The following is a 19,578-nucleotide window of genomic DNA, read 5'->3' on the forward strand; positions in this document are numbered from 1 at the left end:
GGTCGTCACGACGCTCGAAGGAACGGCCACCACCACGGTTGTCATCACGACGGTCGTCCCGGCGGAAACCGCCACCACGACTGTCGTCACGACGCTCGTACGAACGCCCACCACGGTCGTCCCGGTCCGCCCGGTCGACGTCCTGCGCCACCGGCTGCTCCGGCACGGACACCTCGGCCGCCGCGGCCACCACCGCCGCCTGCGCCTCGGCCACCGCGGCCTCCGGGTCCTCACCCTGCTCGCGGGCGACCCGGGCGACCAGACGGTCGGCCTCCTCGCGCAGCTCGTTCGCACGCCGCTGCGCCCGCTCCAGCTCCTTGGCGAGCTGGGCGACCTCACGCTCGGCCTGCTGCGCGGCATTGCCCACCGACTCGGCCTGAACCTCGGTCATCGAACGGGCACCGGTGATCTCGGCGACCTCCGGGTCGAACGCGCCGGCACCCTGAATGATGTGACGCGAGGCGTCGACGCCCGCGTCCTCCATCAGCCGGAAGATCTGACGCCGCTGGTGCGGCAGCGACAGGGACACGACCGTGCCCGTACGCCCGGCACGCGCGGTGCGGCCCGCCCGGTGCAGGTAGTCCTTGTGGTCACCGGCCGGGTCCACGTTCAGGACCAGGTCGATGCCGTCGACGTGGATACCGCGCGCGGCGACGTCCGTCGCGACGAGCGCGTTGACGTAACCCTTCTTGAAGTCCTCCAGCACACGGGTACGCGCGCCCTGCGTCATACCGCCGTGCAACGCGTCGGCCTTCACACCGGAGTCGCACAACTGCTCGGCGATACGGTCGGCGCCCAGCTGGGTGCGGACGAAGATGATCGTGCGGCCCTTGCGGGAGGCGATCGCGGCAGTGACCGGCGCCTTGTCCTTGGGCTTCACGATGAGGATGTGGTGCGACATGGTCGTCACGTTGCCCTGGGCGCTGTCGACCTCGTGCGTGACCGGGTCGGTCAGGTAGCGCTTGACCAGCGTGGAGATCTCGTTCTCCATCGTGGCCGAGAACAGCATGCGCTGGCCACCGGCCGGAATCTGGTCGAGCAGCTCGGTGACCTCGGGCAGGAAGCCCAGGTCCGACATCTGGTCGGCCTCGTCCAGAACGGCGATCTGCACGTTCTCCAGCGAACAGGCACCACGGTTGATGATGTCCCGCAGCCGGCCCGGAGTGGCGACCAGCACGTCGACACCACGCTCCAGGGCGTAGATCTGGTTGCCCATCGACGTACCGCCGCAGACGACCTTCATCTTCAGGCCGAGGACGTCGCCGTAGGGCTGCAACGCGTCGGCGACCTGCATGGCCAGCTCACGCGTCGGCGTCAGGATGACGGCACGCGGCTTGTGCTTCTCGGTACGGCCACCGGCCAGCGTGGCCAGAGTCGGCAGACCGAACGACAGGGTCTTGCCGGAGCCCGTGCGGCCACGGCCGAGGATGTCCTTGCCGGCCAGGGCGTCCGGGATGGTGGCGGCCTGGATGGGGAAGGGGGTGGTCACGCCGTTCTGCGCGAGCTTGCGCACAACGCCTTCGGGAAGGCCGAGGTCCGCGAACGTGGCCTCGGGGGCGTCCTCGATTGCCTCGTTCTCGGGCACGACGACGTGATCAGTACTGGCGATGGACATGCGAATGCGAAACCTTCCGGAGTCTCAAGTCGGCACGCGCCCGTCAACTCCGTGATTCGCGATTCGCAATACGACCGCCTCAATGCGGTCCACCACGGCAAGGGAGAGTACGCGCCACACGGCGCGCTCTGCAGTGGCGCCGGGCAAGATGGGATCAAACGATCTGCCACCATACGCACTCCGGGCCCCGTAAGGCAAACCGGACCGCGCAGGAGACAGCGGGCCACCCTCCGTCGACCGAACGGCCACCCGAAAGCTCCAACCACCCCCCAGCCGGAAATGTTCCCGCCCCGGCCCACCGACTTCCCGCCCCCTCAGCACACCCCCGCCTCACGCCGGTGACCCCGCCTCCGGCGCCGGCTCCCGCTGCGCCAGCTGCGGCCCCGGCGGCTCATGCGCCGACGAGGACGGCTCCGGCGTCGGCTCCGGCGAAACCGTCGGCTCCGGCGGCGTCGGCGTCGGCTCCGGCTCGACCGTCCGCGTGGGCGTCGGCGGCACCGGCGGCCTCGGCGTCGGCCGCGACGGCTTCCCCGGCCTGTCGCGCCCCGGCACGGACGGACTCGCATCAGCGCTCGGCGACGCCCCGGGGGACGCCGACCCCCGCACCCCGCCCCCCTTGCCCTTCCCGTCCTTCTTCCCCTTGCCACGCCCCCGCTCGCCCTCGGCACCCGCCGCGCCGAACCCACCGCCACCCGAAACCGCCGGCCCACCGTCGGGCGCCTCACCACCCCGCCGACCGGCGGAATGCGACGGCTTCACGCTCCCGCCCGCGTCATCGTCGCCGACACTCATACAGCCGGCGGCAGCGGCGACCGCCACGACCGTGACGGCCAGTCGGACGGGTACGTACAAGGGGCGCACGGGGCCACCTCCGGAAGGGGCGATGGAGTCAACACCTCCAACTCCCCCCGCCCACAAGAGGACACGCGCCCCGCATTCACAACCCGGTCAGCCGTAGCCCAGAGCGTGAAGACGCGCGTCGTCGATCCCGAAGTGATGCGCGATCTCATGCACCACGGTGATCTCCGTCTCCGCGACGACGTCCTCCCGCGACTCACACATCCGCAACGTCGGATTCCGGTAGATCGTGATCCGGTCCGGCAACACACCGGCGTACCACTCCCCCCGATCAGTCAACGGAGTCCCCTCGTACAACCCGAGCAGCTCGGGATCATCCGCCGGCGGCTCGTCCTCGACGAACACCGCGACGTTGTCCATCAACCGCATCAACTCCGGCGGAATCCGGTCCAGCGCCTCGGCGACCAGCTCCTCGAACTCCTCACGCGTCATCTCCAGCACACGCCCATTGTCGGCCACCACCCCGCCACACGAGAGCCCTCCGGCCCCGCATATCCACCCGCACACTTGGGCATACGCGACCAATGGCCCGCGTCCCCGCCGCAGTCCGGAGCGTCCTGAACCCGATCCTCAAGGGCCCGCGCGCCCTGACCCGCCACTACCGCTCACGCCAGGCACCCGCCACCATCGAGCTCGTGGCACAGCCACACCCCTGGACCCGCGCAGCAGGACTCGTGACCGTCGTCCTCCTCGGCGCCTGGCTGGGACTCCTCGCCGTCGGCAACGTCCGCGTCCCGGTCGGCCCCATGAACACCACCATGACCCTCCGCCCCTCCTTCACCGGCGGCACCAAAATCAACATTTCGCCCCTCGGCGCCCTCGAGCTCGACAGCCACATCGCCCCCGTCCGCCTCGACGTCAACGTCGACCAGCTCGACCCCGACCGCTCCCAAGCCCTCGTCGACCACCCCGAACGCCTCTCCGGCCTCCAGAACGAGGTCACCCAGGACGTCGGCCACGGCACCCTCGACCTCGCCCTCCGCTCCAGCGTCGCCGTCGTCGCCGGAGCCACCGCCCTCGGCCTCGCCGTCTACCGCCGCCCCCGCCGCGCCCTCGCCGCCGGCGGCCTCGCCCTCACCCTCCTCGCCGCCTCGGGCGCCACCGCCTACGCCACCTGGCGCCCCGACTCCGTCCTGGAACCCAAGTTCTCCGGCCTGCTCACCTCCGCCCCCTCCCTGGTCGGCAACGCCCGCAACATCGTCACCGAATTCGACGTCTACCAGAAGGAATTGGCCCGCCTGGTCACCAACGTGACCAAGCTCTACGACGCCACCTCGACACTCCCCGCCTACGCGCCCGACCCCTCCACCATCCGGGTCCTGCACGTCTCCGACATCCACCTCAACCCGGCGAGCTGGAAGATCATCGCCTCGCTCGTGGAGCAGTACAAGGTCGACGTCATCGTCGACTCCGGCGACACGATGGACCACGGCACAGCCGCCGAGAACGGCTTCCTGGACCCCATCGAAGACCTCGGCGCCCCCTACGTCTGGGTCCGCGGCAACCACGACTCGATGACCACCCAGCGCTACATGCAGAAGCTGAAGAACGTCCACGTCCTGGACGACGCCAAAGCCAAGACGATCAAGGGCCTGCGCTTCGCGGGCATCGGCGACCCCCAGTTCACCCCCGACCGCACGCAGCAGACAGGCGCCGAACAATCCCAGGAACTCGCCGGCGCCCGCCTGGCCACAGCCCTCCGTGACCAGAGCGCAGCCGGCACCCCGGTCGACATCGCCATCGCCCACGAACCCTCCGCCGCCCGCGAGGTCGACGGCGAGGTCCCCCTGGTCCTGGCAGGCCACCTCCACCACGACGAGATGGAGGTCCTGCCCTACGGCACCCGCCTCCGCATCGAAGGCTCCACAGGCGGCAGCGGCCTGCGCGCCATCGAGGGCAAACACCCCGACCCCATCGAGGCGTCGATCCTCTATTTCGACCGGGGCACCCGCCATCTCCAGGCCTGGGACGAGATCGAACTGGGCGGCCTCGGCCTCACGACAGCCGAGGTCAGCCGCCACCTCCCGAAGGAGAACCAGCCCGGCGCGAGCCAGTCCCCCAGCACCCCGCCGGAGGGCACGCCGTCGGCCTCCCCCTAAACCGTTTTGGCGATAGCTCCCGCCATCCCATATGCTTCTCACGTCCCCGACGCGCTGAGAAGCGCCCAGGCGGGCCGATAGCCCTCATCGTCTAGCGGCCTAGGACGCCGCCCTTTCAAGGCGGTAGCACGGGTTCGAATCCCGTTGGGGGCACGCACCACCCTGTGCGACACTGTCGTACGAAGCTTGGTCCTGTGGAGCAGTTTGGAGTGCTCGCCACCCTGTCAAGGTGGAGGCCGCGGGTTCAAATCCCGTCAGGACCGCTGAGGTTTCACGTGAAACCTCGTGGCTGGGTAGCTCAGTTGGTACGAGCGATCGCCTGAAAAGCGATAGGTCGCCGGTTCGACCCCGGCCCCAGCCACAGCTAAGGCCCCGATCCCCGGATCGGGGCCTTGTTGTATGTGGACCCAGGCCCACCAGCCGCGGCCGGCGATGACGTGGGAGGCGTTCAGGTCCGCGTGCTCAACGAAGCCGCAGTTCCCGCACGACACGGCCTGTGTCGGCCGGTTCCGCGAAAGTGTTTGGGCCGGGCCTGCCGAGGTTTCCGGCTTGACGTTGCCGACGTGGGCTTCGCAGGCGTCGCTGGTCTGGTGACCGATCTCCGATCACTCGATCGAATGACTGCTCGGTCGTGCGCGCGAAGATCGTCTTCCTGCCGGTCGAAATCCGTTCGCCTCTGTTTTGCGGGGGATGAGATCCTGGATCGCGTATGTCTACGCACCCTGCCCCCGCCCTCGGCGCCCTCGCCCCCCGCCTGACCGAGCTGTCCCTGCGCGACGCGCACCGGCTCGGGCGCAGGCTCGAAGGTGCGCGCAAGATCCGTAAGCCGGAGGCGCGGGCCGCCGTGCTCGCCGAGATCGAGGCGGAGGTGGGCAGGGCCGAGGAGCGGATGGCCGGGCGGCGTGCCCTCGTGCCGGAGGTCACGTATCCCGAGCAGCTGCCGGTCAGCCAGAAGAAGGACGACATCGCGGCGGCGATTCGCGACCATCAGGTCGTGATCGTCGCCGGTGAGACCGGCTCGGGCAAGACCACGCAGATCCCCAAGATCTGCATGGAGCTCGGCCGGGGCGTACGCGGCATGATCGGCCACACGCAGCCGCGAAGGATCGCCGCCCGCACCGTCGCCGAGCGTGTGGCCGAGGAGCTGGACACTCCGCTCGGCGGGGCCGTCGGCTGGAAGGTCCGTTTCACCGACCAGGTCGATCCGGACGCCACGTTCGTCAAGCTGATGACGGACGGCATCCTGCTTGCCGAGATCCAGACCGACCGCGAGCTGCGCGCGTACGACACGATCATCATCGACGAGGCCCACGAGCGGTCTCTCAACATCGACTTCCTGTTGGGCTATCTCGCTCAGCTGTTGCCGAAGCGGCCTGACCTCAAGGTCGTCATCACCTCGGCGACGATCGATCCCGAGCGCTTCTCGCGGCATTTCGGTGACGCGCCGATCATCGAGGTCAGTGGCCGTACGTACCCCGTGGAGGTTCGTTACCGGCCGCTTCTGGAGGAGGACGGTGACGACGCCGACCGGGACCAGATCACCGCGATCACCGATGCCGTGGAGGAGCTCCAGAGGGAGGGGAAGGGCGACATCCTGGTCTTCCTCTCGGGTGAGCGGGAGATCAGGGACACGGCGGACGCGCTGACCAAGAAGAACTACCGGTTCACGGAGATCCTGCCGCTGTATGCCCGGCTGTCCCATGCGGAGCAGCATCGTGTCTTCCAGCCGCACACGGGCCGCAGGATCGTTCTGGCCACGAACGTGGCGGAGACGTCGCTGACGGTTCCGGGCATCAAGTACGTCATCGATCCGGGTTTCGCCCGGATCTCCCGTTACAGTCACCGCACGAAGGTGCAGCGGCTGCCCATCGAGCCGGTCTCGCAGGCCAGTGCCAACCAGCGAAAGGGCCGTTGCGGCCGTACATCGGACGGTATCTGCATCCGGCTGTACAGCGAGGACGATTTCAACGCCCGTCCGGAGTTCACGGATGCGGAGATCCTCCGGACGAATCTCGCCTCCGTGATTCTGCAGATGACGGCGGCCGGCCTGGGTGACATCGAGAAGTTTCCCTTCATCGATCCGCCGGACCATCGCAACATCCGTGATGGTGTTCAGCTGCTTCAGGAGCTGAACGCTCTCGATCCGGCGCAGAAGGACCCGCGCAAGCGGCTCACGGAGACCGGTCGCAAGCTGGCTCAGCTGCCCGTCGACCCGCGGTTGGCCCGGATGGTGCTGGAGGCGGACAGGAACGGCTGTGCGCGTGAGGTGATGGTCATAGCGGCCGCGCTGTCGATTCAGGATCCGCGTGAGCGGCCCGCCGACAAGCAGACCCAGGCCGATCAGCAGCATGCCCGCTTCAGGGACGAGACCAGTGATTTCCTGGCCTATCTGAACCTGTGGCGTTACATCCGTGAGCAGCAGAAGGAGCGGGGTTCGTCGTCCTTCCGCCGGATGTGCAAGCAGGAGTACCTGAATTTCCTTCGCATCCGCGAATGGCAGGACATCTATACGCAGTTGCGCACGGTCGCGAAGCAGATGGGCATCCACCTCAACGAGGACGACGCCCCGGCCGACCGCATCCATCTCTCCCTTCTGGCCGGCCTGTTGTCGCACATCGGCATGAAGGACGTGAAGGACGCCGGGGGAGAGGGTGGGAGAAGCACCGGGAAGAACGAGTATCTGGGTGCGCGGAACGCCAAGTTCGCGATCTTCCCCGGCTCGGCCCTCTTCAAGAAGCCGCCGCGTTTCGTGATGTCCGCCGAGCTGGTCGAGACCTCCCGTCTGTGGGCGCGCGTCAACGCCAGGATCGAGCCCGAGTGGGTCGAGCCGCTCGCCGCCCACCTCGTCAAGCGCACCTACAGTGAGCCGCACTGGGAGAAGGACCAGGCCGCGGTGATGGCGTACGAGAAGGTGACGCTGTACGGCGTGCCGATCGTGGCGCAGCGGAAGGTCAACTACGGGCGGATCGATGCGGAGATCAGCCGTGAGCTGTTCATCCGGAACGCGCTGGTCGAGGGTGACTGGCGCACGCACCACAAGTTCTTCTCGGACAACCGGCGTCTTCTGACGGAGGTCGAGGAGCTGGAGCACCGGGCCCGGCGCCGGGACATCCTGGTCGATGACGAGACGCTGTTCGACTTCTACGACCAGCGGATCCCCGAACATGTCGTCTCGGGTGCGCATTTCGACTCCTGGTGGAAGCACAAGCGGCATGAGCGGCCCGACTTCCTCGATTTCGAGCGCGAGATGCTCATCAACGAGAAGGCGGGTGAGGTCACCAAGGCCGACTATCCGGACTCGTGGCGTCAGGGGAACTTGAAGTTCCGGGTGACGTACCAGTTCGAGCCGGGTGCGGATGCCGACGGTGTGACGGTGCACATCCCGTTGCAGGTGCTCAACCAGGTGACGGACGAGGGTTTCGACTGGCAGATCCCGGGTCTCAGGGAGGAGCTGGTCACGGAGTTGATCCGGTCCCTGCCCAAGCCGATCCGCCGGAACTACGTCCCGGCGCCCAACTTCGCGAGGGCGTTCCTGGACAGGTCCGTTCCGCTTCAGGAGCCTCTGACCACGACCATGACCCGCGAGCTGAGGCTCATGGTGGGTGTGCCCTTCGAGGCGGACGATTTCGATCTGTCCAAGGTCCCCGACCATCTGAAGGTCACGTTCCGGATCGTTGACGAGCGGCGTCGCAAGCTGGCCGAGGACAAGGATCTGGAGGCGCTGAAGCTGAGGTTGCGCCCGAAGGCCCGTAAGGCTCTCTCGCAGGCGGCCGCGGCGACGGCCGAGCGCTCCGGGGGCGAGTCCTTGGAGCGTTCGGGTCTGACGGACTGGACGATCGGTGCTCTGACCCGTGTCTTCGAGACGCGCCGGGCCGGTCAGCCGGTGAAGGCGTTTCCGGCGCTGGTCGACGACGGTGACACGGTGTCCGTGCGGCTGTTCGACACGGAGGCGGAGCAGGCGCTGGCCATGTGGAAGGGCACGCGGCGGCTCATCCTGCGCAACATTCCGGTGAATCCGGCGAAGTTCGCCTCGCAGAAGCTGACGAACGCGCAGAAGCTGGCGCTGTCCGCGAATCCGCACGGTTCCATCCAGGGTCTGTTCGACGACTGTGCGATGGCCGCCGCGGACAAGCTGATCGGGGACTTCGGGGGGCCGGCGTGGGACGAGGAGTCGTACCGGAAGCTGTATGACAAGGTGCGTGCCGAGATCGTCGACACGACCGTGCGTACGGTGGGGCAGGTGCAGCAGGTGCTGGCCGCTTGGCAGGCGTGTGAGCGGCGTCTGAAGGCCGTGCGCAGCCCCGCGCTGCTGCCGAATCTCCAGGACGTGCGGGGGCAGCTGGACGCCCTCGTGAAGCCGGGTTTCGTGACGGAGGCGGGGGTGCGGCGCATGCCGGATCTGATGCGCTATCTGGTGGCGGCCGACCGGCGTCTGCAGCAGATGCCGACGAACGTCCAGCGGGACACGACGCGGATGCAGAAGGTCCACGAGATGCAGGACGAGTACGCCTGGCTCCTGGAGCAGATGCCGCAGGGCCGGCCGGTGCCGTCGTCGGTCCGGGACATCCGCTGGATGATCGAGGAGCTCCGGGTCAGCTATTTCGCCCACGCGCTGGGCACGGCGTACCCGGTCTCCGACAAGCGGATCGTGAAGGCGATCGACGCGGCGGCGCCGTAACGGCACGGGCACGCAGGGTGAGTTCGCGCCCGGGGCTCACCCTCCTGTAGAGTCTCTTCTCGCAGCGCAACGCACGAATGGCGCCGCGAAACCTGGTCCTGTGGAGCAGTTTGGAGTGCTCGCCACCCTGTCAAGGTGGAGGCCGCGGGTTCAAATCCCGTCAGGACCGCGTGACAAGAGCCCGGATCTTCGGATCCGGGCTCTTTTGCATGCCCTGACCCTCGGGTCAGCCCTCTGGGCCGCCAACGCCGTCTTGACGCCCCCTCATTCCGTCGGTACCCCAGAACCAGGGCCGTTCCCTGTGCGGCCTTCTGGAGGTGGCGTATGGCGGCAGCGGTCAGGCACGAGACGCGGGCTCTGCTTCGCGCGCACCTGTCGGCCGCGTCGTCGTACCGGCACCTCACGCGGCACTGCCCGATCTGCCACCATCTGCTGCGGCTGGCGATGGAGTCCGCGCCGCGCGCCGTTCAGGCCCCGGCTCCGGCCCGGGAGGACGAGAGCCCGGCTCCCGCTTGATCGACGTGCTGTCCCAACACCCGCTGGGGCAGGGGCCGCTGAGGCGGGAGGCTTCTCTACCGCACCTGCGGCAGGGCTAACAAGCCGCTTGGTATGTGACGGGTGTCACTGCATGAGTTTTGGAAAGTGCGGTACTTACGCCCCGCCTACAAAGGGTCAATTTAATATGTGCAATTGCACCCTGACCGGGGCGTCCCGCACAGGGGATCCGACACCCCTCCCCAGGCCCCTACAAGGCCGCTCACAGCAGCGCCGGCGGACCGACCGGGGGCGCACAAAAAAGATCGCGCTGGACCCGGCGGAGTCCAGCGCGATCGACGACGCACCCTGTTATATGCCTGGAAAGCTCTGACTGGCTTGGGCGTGGGGCCTGTTGGGGCAGGTCCCGCGTCGTGTGGAGCTGTGGTTCCGGACGTCGCGGCCAGTTGGGGGAACCAGCCGGTTTGCCCGGTTATTCAGTTGTTCAGGCCTCGCTGCGCTGCTGCGGGATGCCCGCGAGCAGAGCGCGGACCTCGGCCTCGCGGTAGCGCCGATGCCCGCCGAGCGTGCGGATCGACGTGAGCTTGCCGGCCTTCGCCCACCGCGTGACCGTCTTGGGGTCGACGCGGAACATCGTGGCGACCTCAGCCGGGGTCAGCAGCGGCTCGGCATCAGGGGTGCGAGCGGTCATGAGCGGCCTCCTCGGGAGAACCGAACCTTCTCGGTTCTTTCCTCTAAATTCTGCACCTTGACCCGCGTTGCCCGAAATGGCGGACGCGAGTCGAGTCGGTTATAGGACGAACGGCTTGTCCTCGGCACTACAACTACACCATCTGTCCAGCCGCGTCGGCCAAACCGATGGAATTGCCCCTCCAGGTGTTCATCAGCGACGGAAGCCGATGGACCATGCCATAGCGGACAGTCACACCGCTGTGACGATCAGTCACAGGGTGATCAGGAAGTCACCAGACCCCCCAAAGCGTGCAATGCTGAGATTCCGCCCATAGTGCAGCACCACGGGACGGAAGGAGCCCTCCCCGGACTCCTTGTCCTATTTTGGCATGAGGAGGGGCAAGGGACGCAAGAGCCTCGTACGTGTAGTCCGTCACGCTTGGCCTGCTTGAGAGGTCTGCCCGGATCGGTCCCTACGTCCCTTGTTTGACGACGCCTCAGAAGACGCACAGCCCGCTTCAGGAACTCGGTGCGAGGACGAAACCCCAAATCGGGCGGTTCGTCAAACGTCAGTTCGTTACCGACGGCGAGCGGTCCGCACGGACATCAAGGTCAGGGGTCAGTTGGCCGACCGCAGATCCCGTACGGAACGCCAGCGCTCCACGAGCCGGGCGTACGCCTCCCCCGCGGCGGCCCCGTCGCCCCGGCGCAGCGCGGCGATGCCCTCGGCCACATCCGCGGCGGAGTGGTCGTCCTCCAGCGCCCCGGCCGGCACCGCGTGCACCAGGCCGCCGTAGTCCAGCTCCACCAGCGAGCGCGGGTGGAACTCCTCCAGCCAGCGCCCGACGTCCATCAGCCCGTCGATCAGCGGCCCCTCGTCCATGGCCTCCCGCAGGGCGCGCAGGCCCCGGGCCACCCGCCGCCGGGCCTGCACCATGGGGGTGCGGTAGCGCAGCACGGGCGGGCTGTCGGCCGAGGCGCCCTTGTCGTACTCGCGCTCCTCGTCGGAGACCAGCACGAACCAGTTGATCGGCACCTGCCAGGTGGCGGTACGGATCCACGGCCGGGCGTCCGGGTTGATCGACAGCCAGCGCTCGTAGTCCTGAGCCGCCTGGCGCCGCAGGACGGGCGGCAGGACCGCGTCCGTGACCGGCGGCGGGAGCTCCTCGGAGAGCTCGTCCAGGGCGAGCCAGCCACGCAGCCGGGTGCGCCAGGGGCAGACGCAGACGACACCGTCGACCTCGAGCACGAAGGCGTCCTCGCTCTCGTGCACCGGCACCGGGACCGGCGGGGTGGGGGCCAAGTCGGCCAGGGCCCGGCGCAGTTCGTCCTGGTACGAGGGGCGGTCCGTACGGCGGGCGTAGCGGGCCCACTGGCTGCGCTCCGGCTCGGGGAAGGCGGCCAGCGGTTCGTACACGCGCAGGTAGGTCGCGTAGGGGACGATCAGCGAGGTCACCTTGGGCACGCCTGCTCCCTCCCCCGCGCACCGCCGCGAAAACCTGCGGAACCCACTCACGATCGCGCGGGAAATCTATGCAAATCGTCGCACGGGTGTACTCCGGTCGGAGGTGATCCTGTGCACTGTGCGGTCAGGGGGCCCACCAGGCTCTAATCTCGTGCCCAACAGCCCCGCCACCCGCACGGGAGCTGGTCTCCGCCCGCCGCAACTACACAGGAGTCACCACAGTGACCGACGTAACCGGCGCACCTGCTGATGTACTGCACACCCTGTTCCACTCGGACCAGGGCGGACATGAGCAAGTCGTGCTCTGCCAGGACCGCGCGAGCGGCCTCAAGGCCGTCATCGCCCTCCACTCCACCGCCCTGGGCCCCGCGCTCGGCGGTACGCGCTTCTACCCGTACGCGAACGAGGCCGAGGCCGTCGCCGACGCGCTGAACCTCGCCCGCGGGATGTCGTACAAGAACGCCATGGCCGGTCTCGACCACGGCGGCGGCAAGGCCGTGATCATCGGCGACCCGGAGCGCGTCAAGACCGAGGAGCTGCTCCTCGCCTACGGCCGTTTCGTCGCCTCGCTCGGCGGCCGGTACGTCACCGCCTGCGATGTCGGCACGTACGTCGCCGACATGGACGTCGTGGCGCGCGAGTGCCGCTGGACGACCGGTCGCTCCCCCGAGAACGGCGGCGCGGGGGACTCCTCGGTCCTCACCGCCTACGGCGTCTACCAGGGCATGCGTGCCTCCGCGCAGCATCTGTGGGGCGACCCCTCGCTGCGCGGGAAGCGGGTCGGCATCGCCGGTGTCGGCAAGGTCGGCCACCACCTGGTGGAGCACCTGCGGGCGGAGGGCGCCGAGGTCGTCATCACCGACGTGCGCGAGGACGCCGTGGGGCGGATCCTCGCGGCGCACCCGACGGGCGTGACGGCCGTCGCCGACACCGCCACGCTGATCCGCGCCGAGGGCCTCGACATCTACGCCCCGTGCGCGCTCGGCGGGGCCCTGAACGACGACACCGTGCCCGCGCTCACCGCCAAGGTGGTCTGCGGTGCCGCCAACAACCAGCTCGCCCACCCGGGCGTGGAGAAGGACCTCGCCGACCGCGGGATCCTCTACGCGCCGGACTACGTGGTGAACGCCGGCGGTGTCATCCAGGTCGCCGACGAGCTGCACGGCTTCGACTTCGACCGGTGCAAGGCGAAGGCGTCGAAGATCTTCGACACCACGCTGGCCATATTCGCACGTGCGAAGGAGGACGGCATTCCGCCGGCCGCCGCGGCCGACCGGATCGCCGAGCAGCGGATGCACGACGCGGCCCTGGCCCGGCGGGCGCGCTGACCCGGTCCGGTGCGGGACCGATCACGTGTGTCTCGCACGTTTGGCCGGTACCCGCCGGTGGGCAGTTAGAGAGAACTCTCACTTCTACCGGCGGGTCGACCGCCGATAAGTGGTTAAAATCGCGGTTGACCAGCGAGGACGGGGCGCCTCGAAGGTCCTGGGCGCGGGCACGTCATGCGGGCGACGTACCGTATGGGCGCGGGCTCAGGTACCGTGGAAGCCCTACGGACCGGTCTCTCCGCGGAGAGTCCGTGCCGGACCATGAACGCGTGTCAAGACTCTGGGGCCGTCGAGCCCCGTCGTTGAGGGGGTCGAGCCATGGGGCGCGGCCGGGCCAAGGCCAAGCAGACGAAGGTCGCCCGCCAGCTGAAGTACAACAGCGGTGGGACTGACCTCTCACGCCTGGCCGAGGAGCTGGGTGCATCGCCTTCGAATCCGCAGCCGCCTAACGGCGAGCCGTTCGAAGACGATGAGGACGACGACCTGTACGCACGGTACGCCGACCTCTACGAGGACGACGACGACGAGGACGGCCAGTCCTCGCAGCATCGTCGCGGCGCTTGACCTTGCACTGAGCACGTACCCGGTCGGTGACTTCGGTCACCGACCGGGTTCTGTGCTGCTTGCAGGGTCACGAACCCCGTGCCTCAGCTCGCGTAGTCACCGATCAGGGCGGCACCAGTGGTGTGCTCGCCCCGGTTCGTGATCTCTCCGGCCACCCAGGCGTCCACGCCACGGTCGGCGAGGGCCGTCAGGGCCACGTCCACGGATTCCTGCGGCACGATCGCGATCATGCCGACGCCCATGTTCAGGGTCTTCTCGAGCTCCAGGCGCTCGACGCTGCCTGTACGGCCGACGAGGTCGAAGATCGGGGCCGGCGTCCACGTGGAGCGGTCCACGACGGCGTGCAGCTCGTCCGGGACGACCCGGGCGAGGTTGGCCGCGAGTCCGCCGCCGGTGACGTGGCTGAAGGCGTGCACCTCGGTGGTGCGCATCAGGGCCAGGCAGTCCAGCGAGTAGATCTTCGTGGGCTCCAGCAGCTCCTCGCCGAGGGTGCGGCCGAGCTCCTCGATGTGCGCGTCCAGGGCCAGGCCGGCCTGGTTCAGCAGCACGTGCCGGACGAGGGAGTACCCGTTCGAGTGAAGACCGGAGGACGCCATGGCGATCACCGCGTCACCCGTACGGATGCGATCCGCGCCGAGCAGCCGGTCGGCCTCCACGACGCCCGTGCCCGCGCCGGCGACGTCGAAGTCGTCCTCGCCGAGCAGGCCCGGGTGCTCGGCCGTCTCGCCGCCGACCAGGGCGCAGCCGGCCAGCACACAGCCCTCGGCGATGCCCTTGACGATGGCGGCGACCCGCTCGGGGTGGACCTTGCCGACGCAGATGTAGTCGGTCATGAACAGGGGCTCGGCGCCGCACACCACGATGTCGTCCATGACCATGGCGACCAGGTCGTGGCCGATGGTGTCGTAGACGCCCAGCTGGCGGGCGATGTCGACCTTGGTGCCGACGCCGTCAGTGGCGGAGGCGAGCAGGGGCCGCTCGTAGTTCTTCAGGGCGGAGGCGTCGAAGAGGCCGGCGAAGCCGCCGAGGCCGCCGAGGACCTCGGGGCGCTGGGCCTTCTTCACCCACTCCTTCATCAGTTCGACGGCGCGGTCGCCCGCTTCGATGTCGACGCCCGCGGCTGCGTAGCTGGCGCCGCCCTCGGCATGGGGTTTCTCGGACATGGCTAAAGAGAACCTTCGTGTCGTACGGCAGGTGTTACGGGCCGTCTACGGGCGGCGGATCGCGTCGGCTGCGGCCGTGGCGGCCGGGCCGGCGGCCAGCTCCGTCTCCAGCAGCTGCTTGCCGAGCAGCTCCGGGTCGGGGAGCTCCATCGGGTACTCGCCGTCGAAGCAGGCACGGCACAGGTTCGGCTTGGCGATGGTGGTCGCCTCGATCATGCCGTCGATGGAGATGTAGGCCAGGGAGTCGGCGCCCAGGGAGGTGCCGATCTCGTCGATCGTCATGCCGTTGGCGATGAGCTCGGCGCGGGTGGCGAAGTCGATGCCGAAGAAGCAGGGCCACTTCACGGGCGGCGAGGAGATCCGGATGTGGACCTCGGCGGCGCCCGCCTCGCGGAGCATGCGGACCAGGGCCCGCTGGGTGTTGCCGCGCACGATCGAGTCGTCGACGACGACCAGGCGCTTGCCCTTGATGACTTCCTTCAGCGGGTTCAGCTTCAGGCGGATGCCCAGCTGGCGGATGGTCTGCGAGGGCTGGATGAACGTCCGGCCGACGTAGGCGTTCTTGACGAGGCCGGCGCCGAACGGGATGCCGGAGGCCTCCGCGTAGCCGATCGCCGCGGGCGTGCCGGACTCCGGGGTCGCTATGACGAGGTCGGCCTCGACCGGGGCCTCCTTCGCCAGCTTGCGGCCCATCTCCACGCGGGAGAGGTACACGTTCCGGCCGGCGATGTCGGTGTCCGGGCGGGCCAGGTACACGTACTCGAAGACACAGCCCTTGGGCTTCGCGTCCGCGAATCGGGAGGTGCGCAGGCCGTTCTCGTCGATGGCGACGAACTCGCCCGGCTCGATCTCGCGGACGTAACTGGCGCCGCAGATGTCGAGGGCGGCGGACTCGGAGGCGACGACCCAGCCGCGCTCCAGGCGGCCGAGGACCAGCGGGCGGATGCCCTGCGGGTCGCGGGCCGCGTACAGGGTGTGCTCGTTCATGAAGACGAGCGAGAACGCGCCCTTGACCTGAGGGAGGACCACAGGGGCGGCCTCCTCGATGGTCAGCGGCTTGCCGTCCTCGTCGACCTGGGCCGCGAGGAGCGCGGTGAGCAGGTCGGTGTCGTTGGTCGCCGCGACGCGCGGGGTGCGGCCGCCTTCCTGCTTGGGCAGGTCGGCCACCATCTCGGCGAGCTGGGCGGTGTTGACGAGGTTGCCGTTGTGGCCGAGCGCGATGGATCCGTGCCCGGTGGCACGGAACGTCGGCTGGGCGTTCTCCCAGACGGAGGCACCGGTGGTCGAGTAGCGGGCGTGTCCGACCGCGATGTGACCCTGGAGCGAACCGAGGGAGGTTTCGTCGAAGACCTGGGAAACCAGGCCCATGTCCTTGAAGACGAGGATCTGTGAGCCGTTGCTGACCGCGATTCCCGCGGATTCCTGGCCTCGATGCTGGAGGGCGTAGAGCCCGAAGTACGTGAGCTTGGCGACCTCTTCACCCGGAGCCCAGACACCGAAGACGCCACAAGCGTCCTGGGGGCCCTTCTCACCGGGGAGCAGGTCGTGGTTGAGTCGTCCGTCACCACGTGGCACGCCTCCGAGTGTAGGCGAGGTCGACCACTGGTCCGAATTGGGGATACCGGACTTTCCGGTGGATCACCGCTCGGCGACCGCCTGCACACGCGTACCGTTTTCGCTGGTCAGCGTGAGGGTTTGGTGATCCACTCGGTACTCGGGCTTCCCGTCGAAAAGACGCAGCAGGGTCTTCTCGTCGGCCATGAGTGAGTCTTCGCACATCATTCGGGTCGTGGCAGGGGGGCCGAGGGTGATATGGCCGTCGCGGACCGTGGCCTTGGCGTTCACCTCGTTGCAGCCGAGGCTGCCGGAGACGGTGCCCTTCTTCAGGTCGAAGGTGAGGTGGGCCCGGCCGTCCGCCCTCGGGGTCGTGAAGGTCCACTCGGTGCCGGCCAGCGGGGCGTCCTTCGCCTCGGTCAGGCGGACGGTGGCGCCCCGGGCGGTGGTGAGGGTGAGGCGGTCGCCGTCCACCTTCGCCTTCAGCTCCTGGCCGGACAGGGCGCGCGCGAGGCGCGTCTCGAAGGCCATGGGCTTGTTCTCGCAGGCCATCTGGGTGGACCTGGTCTTGCCCAGCCGGACGCGGTCGCCGTCGACGGTGGCCTCGGCGCTGAAGTCGTTGCAGCCGAAGCTGCCCTCCGCCCGGCCCTTGTCGATGGTCACATGGGCGCCGGTGGGGGCCTTCTGCGTCCTGCCGTCCGTGGTGACGCTGTCCACGCTCCACCGCACACCGGTGACCGGCTTCCCGGCACCGACCGAGCCGCTGCCGCCGTCCGCCTTCTCACTGCCGCAGGCCGCCATGAGCGGGACGAGCATGGCGGCGGCCGTCAGGGTCATGCGCTGCTTCTGCCTGTCCATGCCACTTCGACGGGCGACCCGGGGGGATCGGTTCCCCTTATTTCATCAGGGGCAGGTAGACCGACAGGTCCGCCCGCTCCCCGCTGGCGCTGACCTCGGCGTCCTTCAGCGCCTGGGCCCAGGCGAGCCGGCCGGTCGCCAGCCGGATCCAGGTCAGCGGGTCCGTCTCGACGACGTTGGGCGGGGTGCCCCGGGTGTGCCTCGGCCCCTCCACGCACTGCACGACGGCGTACGGCGGCACCCTCACTTCCGTCGACCCGCCGGGCGCCTTCGCGGCGAGCGCGTCGGCCAGCAGCCGGGTGCAGGCGGCCAGGGCCTGACGGTCGTAGGGGATGTCCAGGCCGGGGACGGCGGCGTTGAGGTCGTCGGTGTGGACGACGAGTTCGACGGTGCGGGTGACCAGGTAGTCGGCGAGGGTCATGGCACCCGTGCGCGTGGCGAGGACACGGCTGCCCGGGGCGTCCGCGAGTTTCCCGGCCAGGCGCTCGGCGGTCGCCGCGTACAGGGTGTCGAGGTCGGGGTTGGCCTCGGCGAGCCGCCGGGTGCCGTCGTCGATGTCGGCGGCCCGGGCGGCGGTGGCGAAGGGCCAGTCGAGGAGGGTGAGCTCCGCTTCGGCGGGCTCCTCGCGGTCGAGGTTGCGGCTGACGGTCTCCACGGCCATGGTCATGTGGGCCGCGAGTTCCCGGACCGTCCAGTCGCCGAGCCGGGTCGGCAGCGCCAGCTGCTCGGGGGCGAGGGTGTGGACGGCCTGCCGTACGTTCCCGAACTGGGCGAGCACCGCCGTGCGGATCTTGGCGGGGTCGTAGCTGCGGGTGCGCTTCTTGGCCGGTGGCATGGGGGTCAGCCTAGGGCGGGCGTCGCGGCGGGCGCTTCGAAGGTCTCCCCGTTGCGGGGGAGGCCGATCCCGCGCCAGGTGAAGGGGACGCCCCGGGCCGCGTCCGGGTCGGGGGCGTCCATCAGCTGGAAGTGCAGGTGCGGCTCGGAGGAGTTGCCGGAGTTGCCGCAGCGGGCGATCGGCTGCCCGGCGTGGACCCGGTCGCCCTCGCGGACGGTGAGGCTGCCGCGCCGCAGGTGGGCGTAGGCGGCGTAGGTGCCGTCGCCGAGATCGAGGACGACGTGGTTGCCGAGGATGTGCCGGGTGCCGCACAGCTCGCGCACGGAGCCCTCGACCAGCATCAGATACAGCAGCCCGGGCAGGGAGGTGCGGCTGAGGTGGTCGCGCTGTCCGTCACGGGCCCGTACGACCGTGGCGTCGGCGACCGCGAGGATCGGGGCGCCATAGGCGGGGAAGTCCTGGGGGCGGCGGGCGAGCGGCCACAGCCAGTGGAAGGCGGGGCGGGCACCCGGCGCGGGTTCGGCCAGGACGTCGATGGCGTAGGTCTGGCCGTGGGCGTGGATGCCGTGGCTCGGGGTGCGGTCCGCCGGGCTGTTCAGCGCGGACCAGCGGCCGGTGACGGGCGGGGCGACCTCGACGGGCGCGCGGGCCACCCGAGGGCTGTCCGGGGCGCCGCCCCACCGGTTGGCGACGGTGACGACGGCGTACGCGAGCACCAGCGGCAGCAGATTCCACAGGACGGGGTGGTCCCAGTCCAGGCAGACGTGGGCGATCACCAGGCCGATGAAGAGCAGCTGGAGAACCCGGGAGGTGACCATCCCGAGCTTGCGTACGGACATCCTGTCCCCCTGTTCGTCTGCCTGTTCGTTTATGGGCGGGCCGTCGCCAGTGCCACCAGCAGCGGGACGACCCGGGCCGGCGGCACCTCGTAGCGGCCGCGGCCTGTCGTGTGCAGCCAGCCCGTGCCGGTGAGCCGGCTCAGGTGGTGGTAGATCTGGCCGGTCGTGCCGACCTCGTCCAGCTCGGCGAGTTCTGCGGCGGTGCGGCGGCCGCCGATGATCTCGCGCAGCAGCCGGAGCCGGACGGGGTGGCCGAGCGCCGCGAAGGACTCGGCGGCCACCGTCCCGTCGGCGTCCAGGAGGTCCTCCGTGAGGGCCGTCATCTGCCAGGCGTACTCCTCGCCGGTCGGCAGCCGTACGGAGCCGGTGTAGAGGACGCCTCCGTCGGCGATGCCCGCGCCGGAGAGCTGTTCCTTGAGCCCGTTCAGGGCCCAGAAGTCGCCGCCGTCGATACGGGGGCCGGGGCGCCGGTCGCCCTCCAGTTCCGCCAGGCGGCGTTCGAGGTCGGCGACGCGTTGTTCCAGATCCATGCCCCAGAGATTACGGAAGTACGTA

The 19,578-nt window shown here is 69.2% G+C and carries 16 protein-coding genes and 4 tRNA genes; 9 read left to right on the top strand and 11 right to left on the bottom strand.

The window, feature by feature from the left end:
• From ACFY9E_RS12455 to ACFY9E_RS12465, 3 genes are all read right to left on the bottom strand, one after another.
• On the bottom strand, window positions 1-1,615 hold a 1,615-nt coding region (locus ACFY9E_RS12455; RefSeq protein ID WP_390982164.1), incomplete at its 3' end, for a DEAD/DEAH box helicase.
• A 330-nt stretch (window positions 1,616-1,945) separates the two neighbouring features.
• On the bottom strand, window positions 1,946-2,476 hold the full coding sequence (locus tag ACFY9E_RS12460) for a hypothetical protein (protein ID WP_390982167.1): 531 nt from the start codon (window positions 2,474-2,476) through the stop codon (window positions 1,946-1,948).
• Window positions 2,477-2,563: 87 nt separating this feature from the next.
• Window positions 2,564-2,914 (bottom strand): metallopeptidase family protein, encoded by a 351-nt coding sequence (locus tag ACFY9E_RS12465; protein ID WP_283974205.1) that lies wholly within the window; start codon window positions 2,912-2,914, stop codon window positions 2,564-2,566.
• An 83-nt stretch (window positions 2,915-2,997) separates the two neighbouring features.
• On the opposite strand from ACFY9E_RS12465, the gene ACFY9E_RS12470 reads away from it, so the two are divergent.
• From ACFY9E_RS12470 to ACFY9E_RS12500, 7 genes are all read left to right on the top strand, one after another.
• The gene (locus ACFY9E_RS12470) at window positions 2,998-4,572 is read left to right on the top strand and encodes a metallophosphoesterase (protein WP_390982170.1); all 1,575 of its coding nucleotides are present in this window, start codon (window positions 2,998-3,000) and stop codon (window positions 4,570-4,572) included.
• Between the two features lie 80 nt (window positions 4,573-4,652).
• A tRNA-Glu gene (locus ACFY9E_RS12475) sits at window positions 4,653-4,725 on the top strand.
• 35 nt (window positions 4,726-4,760) lie between these two features.
• Window positions 4,761-4,835 (top strand) — tRNA-Asp (locus tag ACFY9E_RS12480).
• A gap of 24 nt (window positions 4,836-4,859) precedes the next feature.
• Window positions 4,860-4,933: transfer RNA gene (locus ACFY9E_RS12485), tRNA-Phe, on the top strand.
• Window positions 4,934-5,281: 348 nt separating this feature from the next.
• On the top strand, window positions 5,282-9,250 hold the full coding sequence (gene hrpA, locus ACFY9E_RS12490) for an ATP-dependent RNA helicase HrpA (protein WP_390982172.1): 3,969 nt from the start codon (window positions 5,282-5,284) through the stop codon (window positions 9,248-9,250).
• A gap of 94 nt (window positions 9,251-9,344) precedes the next feature.
• Window positions 9,345-9,419: transfer RNA gene (locus ACFY9E_RS12495), tRNA-Asp, on the top strand.
• Between the two features lie 155 nt (window positions 9,420-9,574).
• Window positions 9,575-9,766 (top strand): DUF6274 family protein, encoded by a 192-nt coding sequence (locus tag ACFY9E_RS12500; RefSeq protein WP_390982175.1) that lies wholly within the window; start codon window positions 9,575-9,577, stop codon window positions 9,764-9,766.
• A gap of 463 nt (window positions 9,767-10,229) precedes the next feature.
• On the opposite strand, the gene bldC is transcribed toward ACFY9E_RS12500, so the two are convergent.
• Window positions 10,230-10,436, bottom strand: coding sequence for a developmental transcriptional regulator BldC (gene bldC, locus ACFY9E_RS12505; protein ID WP_003949541.1), 207 nt, complete (start codon window positions 10,434-10,436; stop codon window positions 10,230-10,232).
• 600 nt (window positions 10,437-11,036) lie between these two features.
• Window positions 11,037-11,882: a hypothetical protein gene (locus ACFY9E_RS12510; RefSeq protein ID WP_390982180.1), complete on the bottom strand. Its 846-nt coding sequence runs from the start codon at window positions 11,880-11,882 to the stop codon at window positions 11,037-11,039.
• Window positions 11,883-12,103: 221 nt separating this feature from the next.
• On the opposite strand from ACFY9E_RS12510, the gene ACFY9E_RS12515 reads away from it, so the two are divergent.
• Together ACFY9E_RS12515 and ACFY9E_RS12520 are read left to right on the top strand one after the other, a co-directional pair.
• Window positions 12,104-13,210: a Glu/Leu/Phe/Val dehydrogenase dimerization domain-containing protein gene (locus tag ACFY9E_RS12515; protein ID WP_390982183.1), complete on the top strand. Its 1,107-nt coding sequence runs from the start codon at window positions 12,104-12,106 to the stop codon at window positions 13,208-13,210.
• A 318-nt stretch (window positions 13,211-13,528) separates the two neighbouring features.
• Window positions 13,529-13,774 carry a DUF3073 domain-containing protein gene (locus tag ACFY9E_RS12520; protein WP_053669978.1) on the top strand — a complete coding sequence of 82 codons (246 nt, stop codon included), beginning with the start codon at window positions 13,529-13,531 and terminating at the stop codon, window positions 13,772-13,774.
• An 83-nt stretch (window positions 13,775-13,857) separates the two neighbouring features.
• Here ACFY9E_RS12520 and purM read toward each other — a convergent pair whose 3' ends face one another.
• The 6 genes from purM to ACFY9E_RS12550 all read right to left on the bottom strand — a co-directional run bounded on the left by purM (window position 13,858) and on the right by ACFY9E_RS12550 (window position 19,553).
• The gene (gene purM / locus ACFY9E_RS12525; RefSeq protein ID WP_390982185.1) at window positions 13,858-14,937 is read right to left on the bottom strand and encodes a phosphoribosylformylglycinamidine cyclo-ligase; all 1,080 of its coding nucleotides are present in this window, start codon (window positions 14,935-14,937) and stop codon (window positions 13,858-13,860) included.
• Window positions 14,938-14,982: 45 nt separating this feature from the next.
• Window positions 14,983-16,512: an amidophosphoribosyltransferase gene (gene purF, locus ACFY9E_RS12530; protein ID WP_390982188.1), complete on the bottom strand. Its 1,530-nt coding sequence runs from the start codon at window positions 16,510-16,512 to the stop codon at window positions 14,983-14,985.
• Between the two features lie 63 nt (window positions 16,513-16,575).
• Window positions 16,576-17,349 carry an META domain-containing protein gene (locus ACFY9E_RS12535; protein ID WP_390982190.1) on the bottom strand — a complete coding sequence of 258 codons (774 nt, stop codon included), beginning with the start codon at window positions 17,347-17,349 and terminating at the stop codon, window positions 16,576-16,578.
• Window positions 17,350-17,386: 37 nt separating this feature from the next.
• A complete protein-coding gene (locus ACFY9E_RS12540) occupies window positions 17,387-18,184 on the bottom strand; it encodes a sterol carrier family protein (protein WP_390982193.1) in 798 nt (265 codons plus the stop codon).
• A gap of 5 nt (window positions 18,185-18,189) precedes the next feature.
• Window positions 18,190-19,023: a peptidoglycan DD-metalloendopeptidase family protein gene (locus ACFY9E_RS12545; protein WP_390982196.1), complete on the bottom strand. Its 834-nt coding sequence runs from the start codon at window positions 19,021-19,023 to the stop codon at window positions 18,190-18,192.
• A gap of 29 nt (window positions 19,024-19,052) precedes the next feature.
• Window positions 19,053-19,553, bottom strand: a complete 501-nt coding sequence (locus tag ACFY9E_RS12550) for a helix-turn-helix domain-containing protein (protein ID WP_390982199.1) — start codon at window positions 19,551-19,553, stop codon at window positions 19,053-19,055.
• Window positions 19,554-19,578 lie beyond the last annotated feature (25 nt).

The sequence above is a fragment of the Streptomyces sp. NPDC012466 genome (genome assembly GCF_042955215.1).
GTDB lineage: Bacteria > Actinomycetota > Actinomycetes > Streptomycetales > Streptomycetaceae > Streptomyces.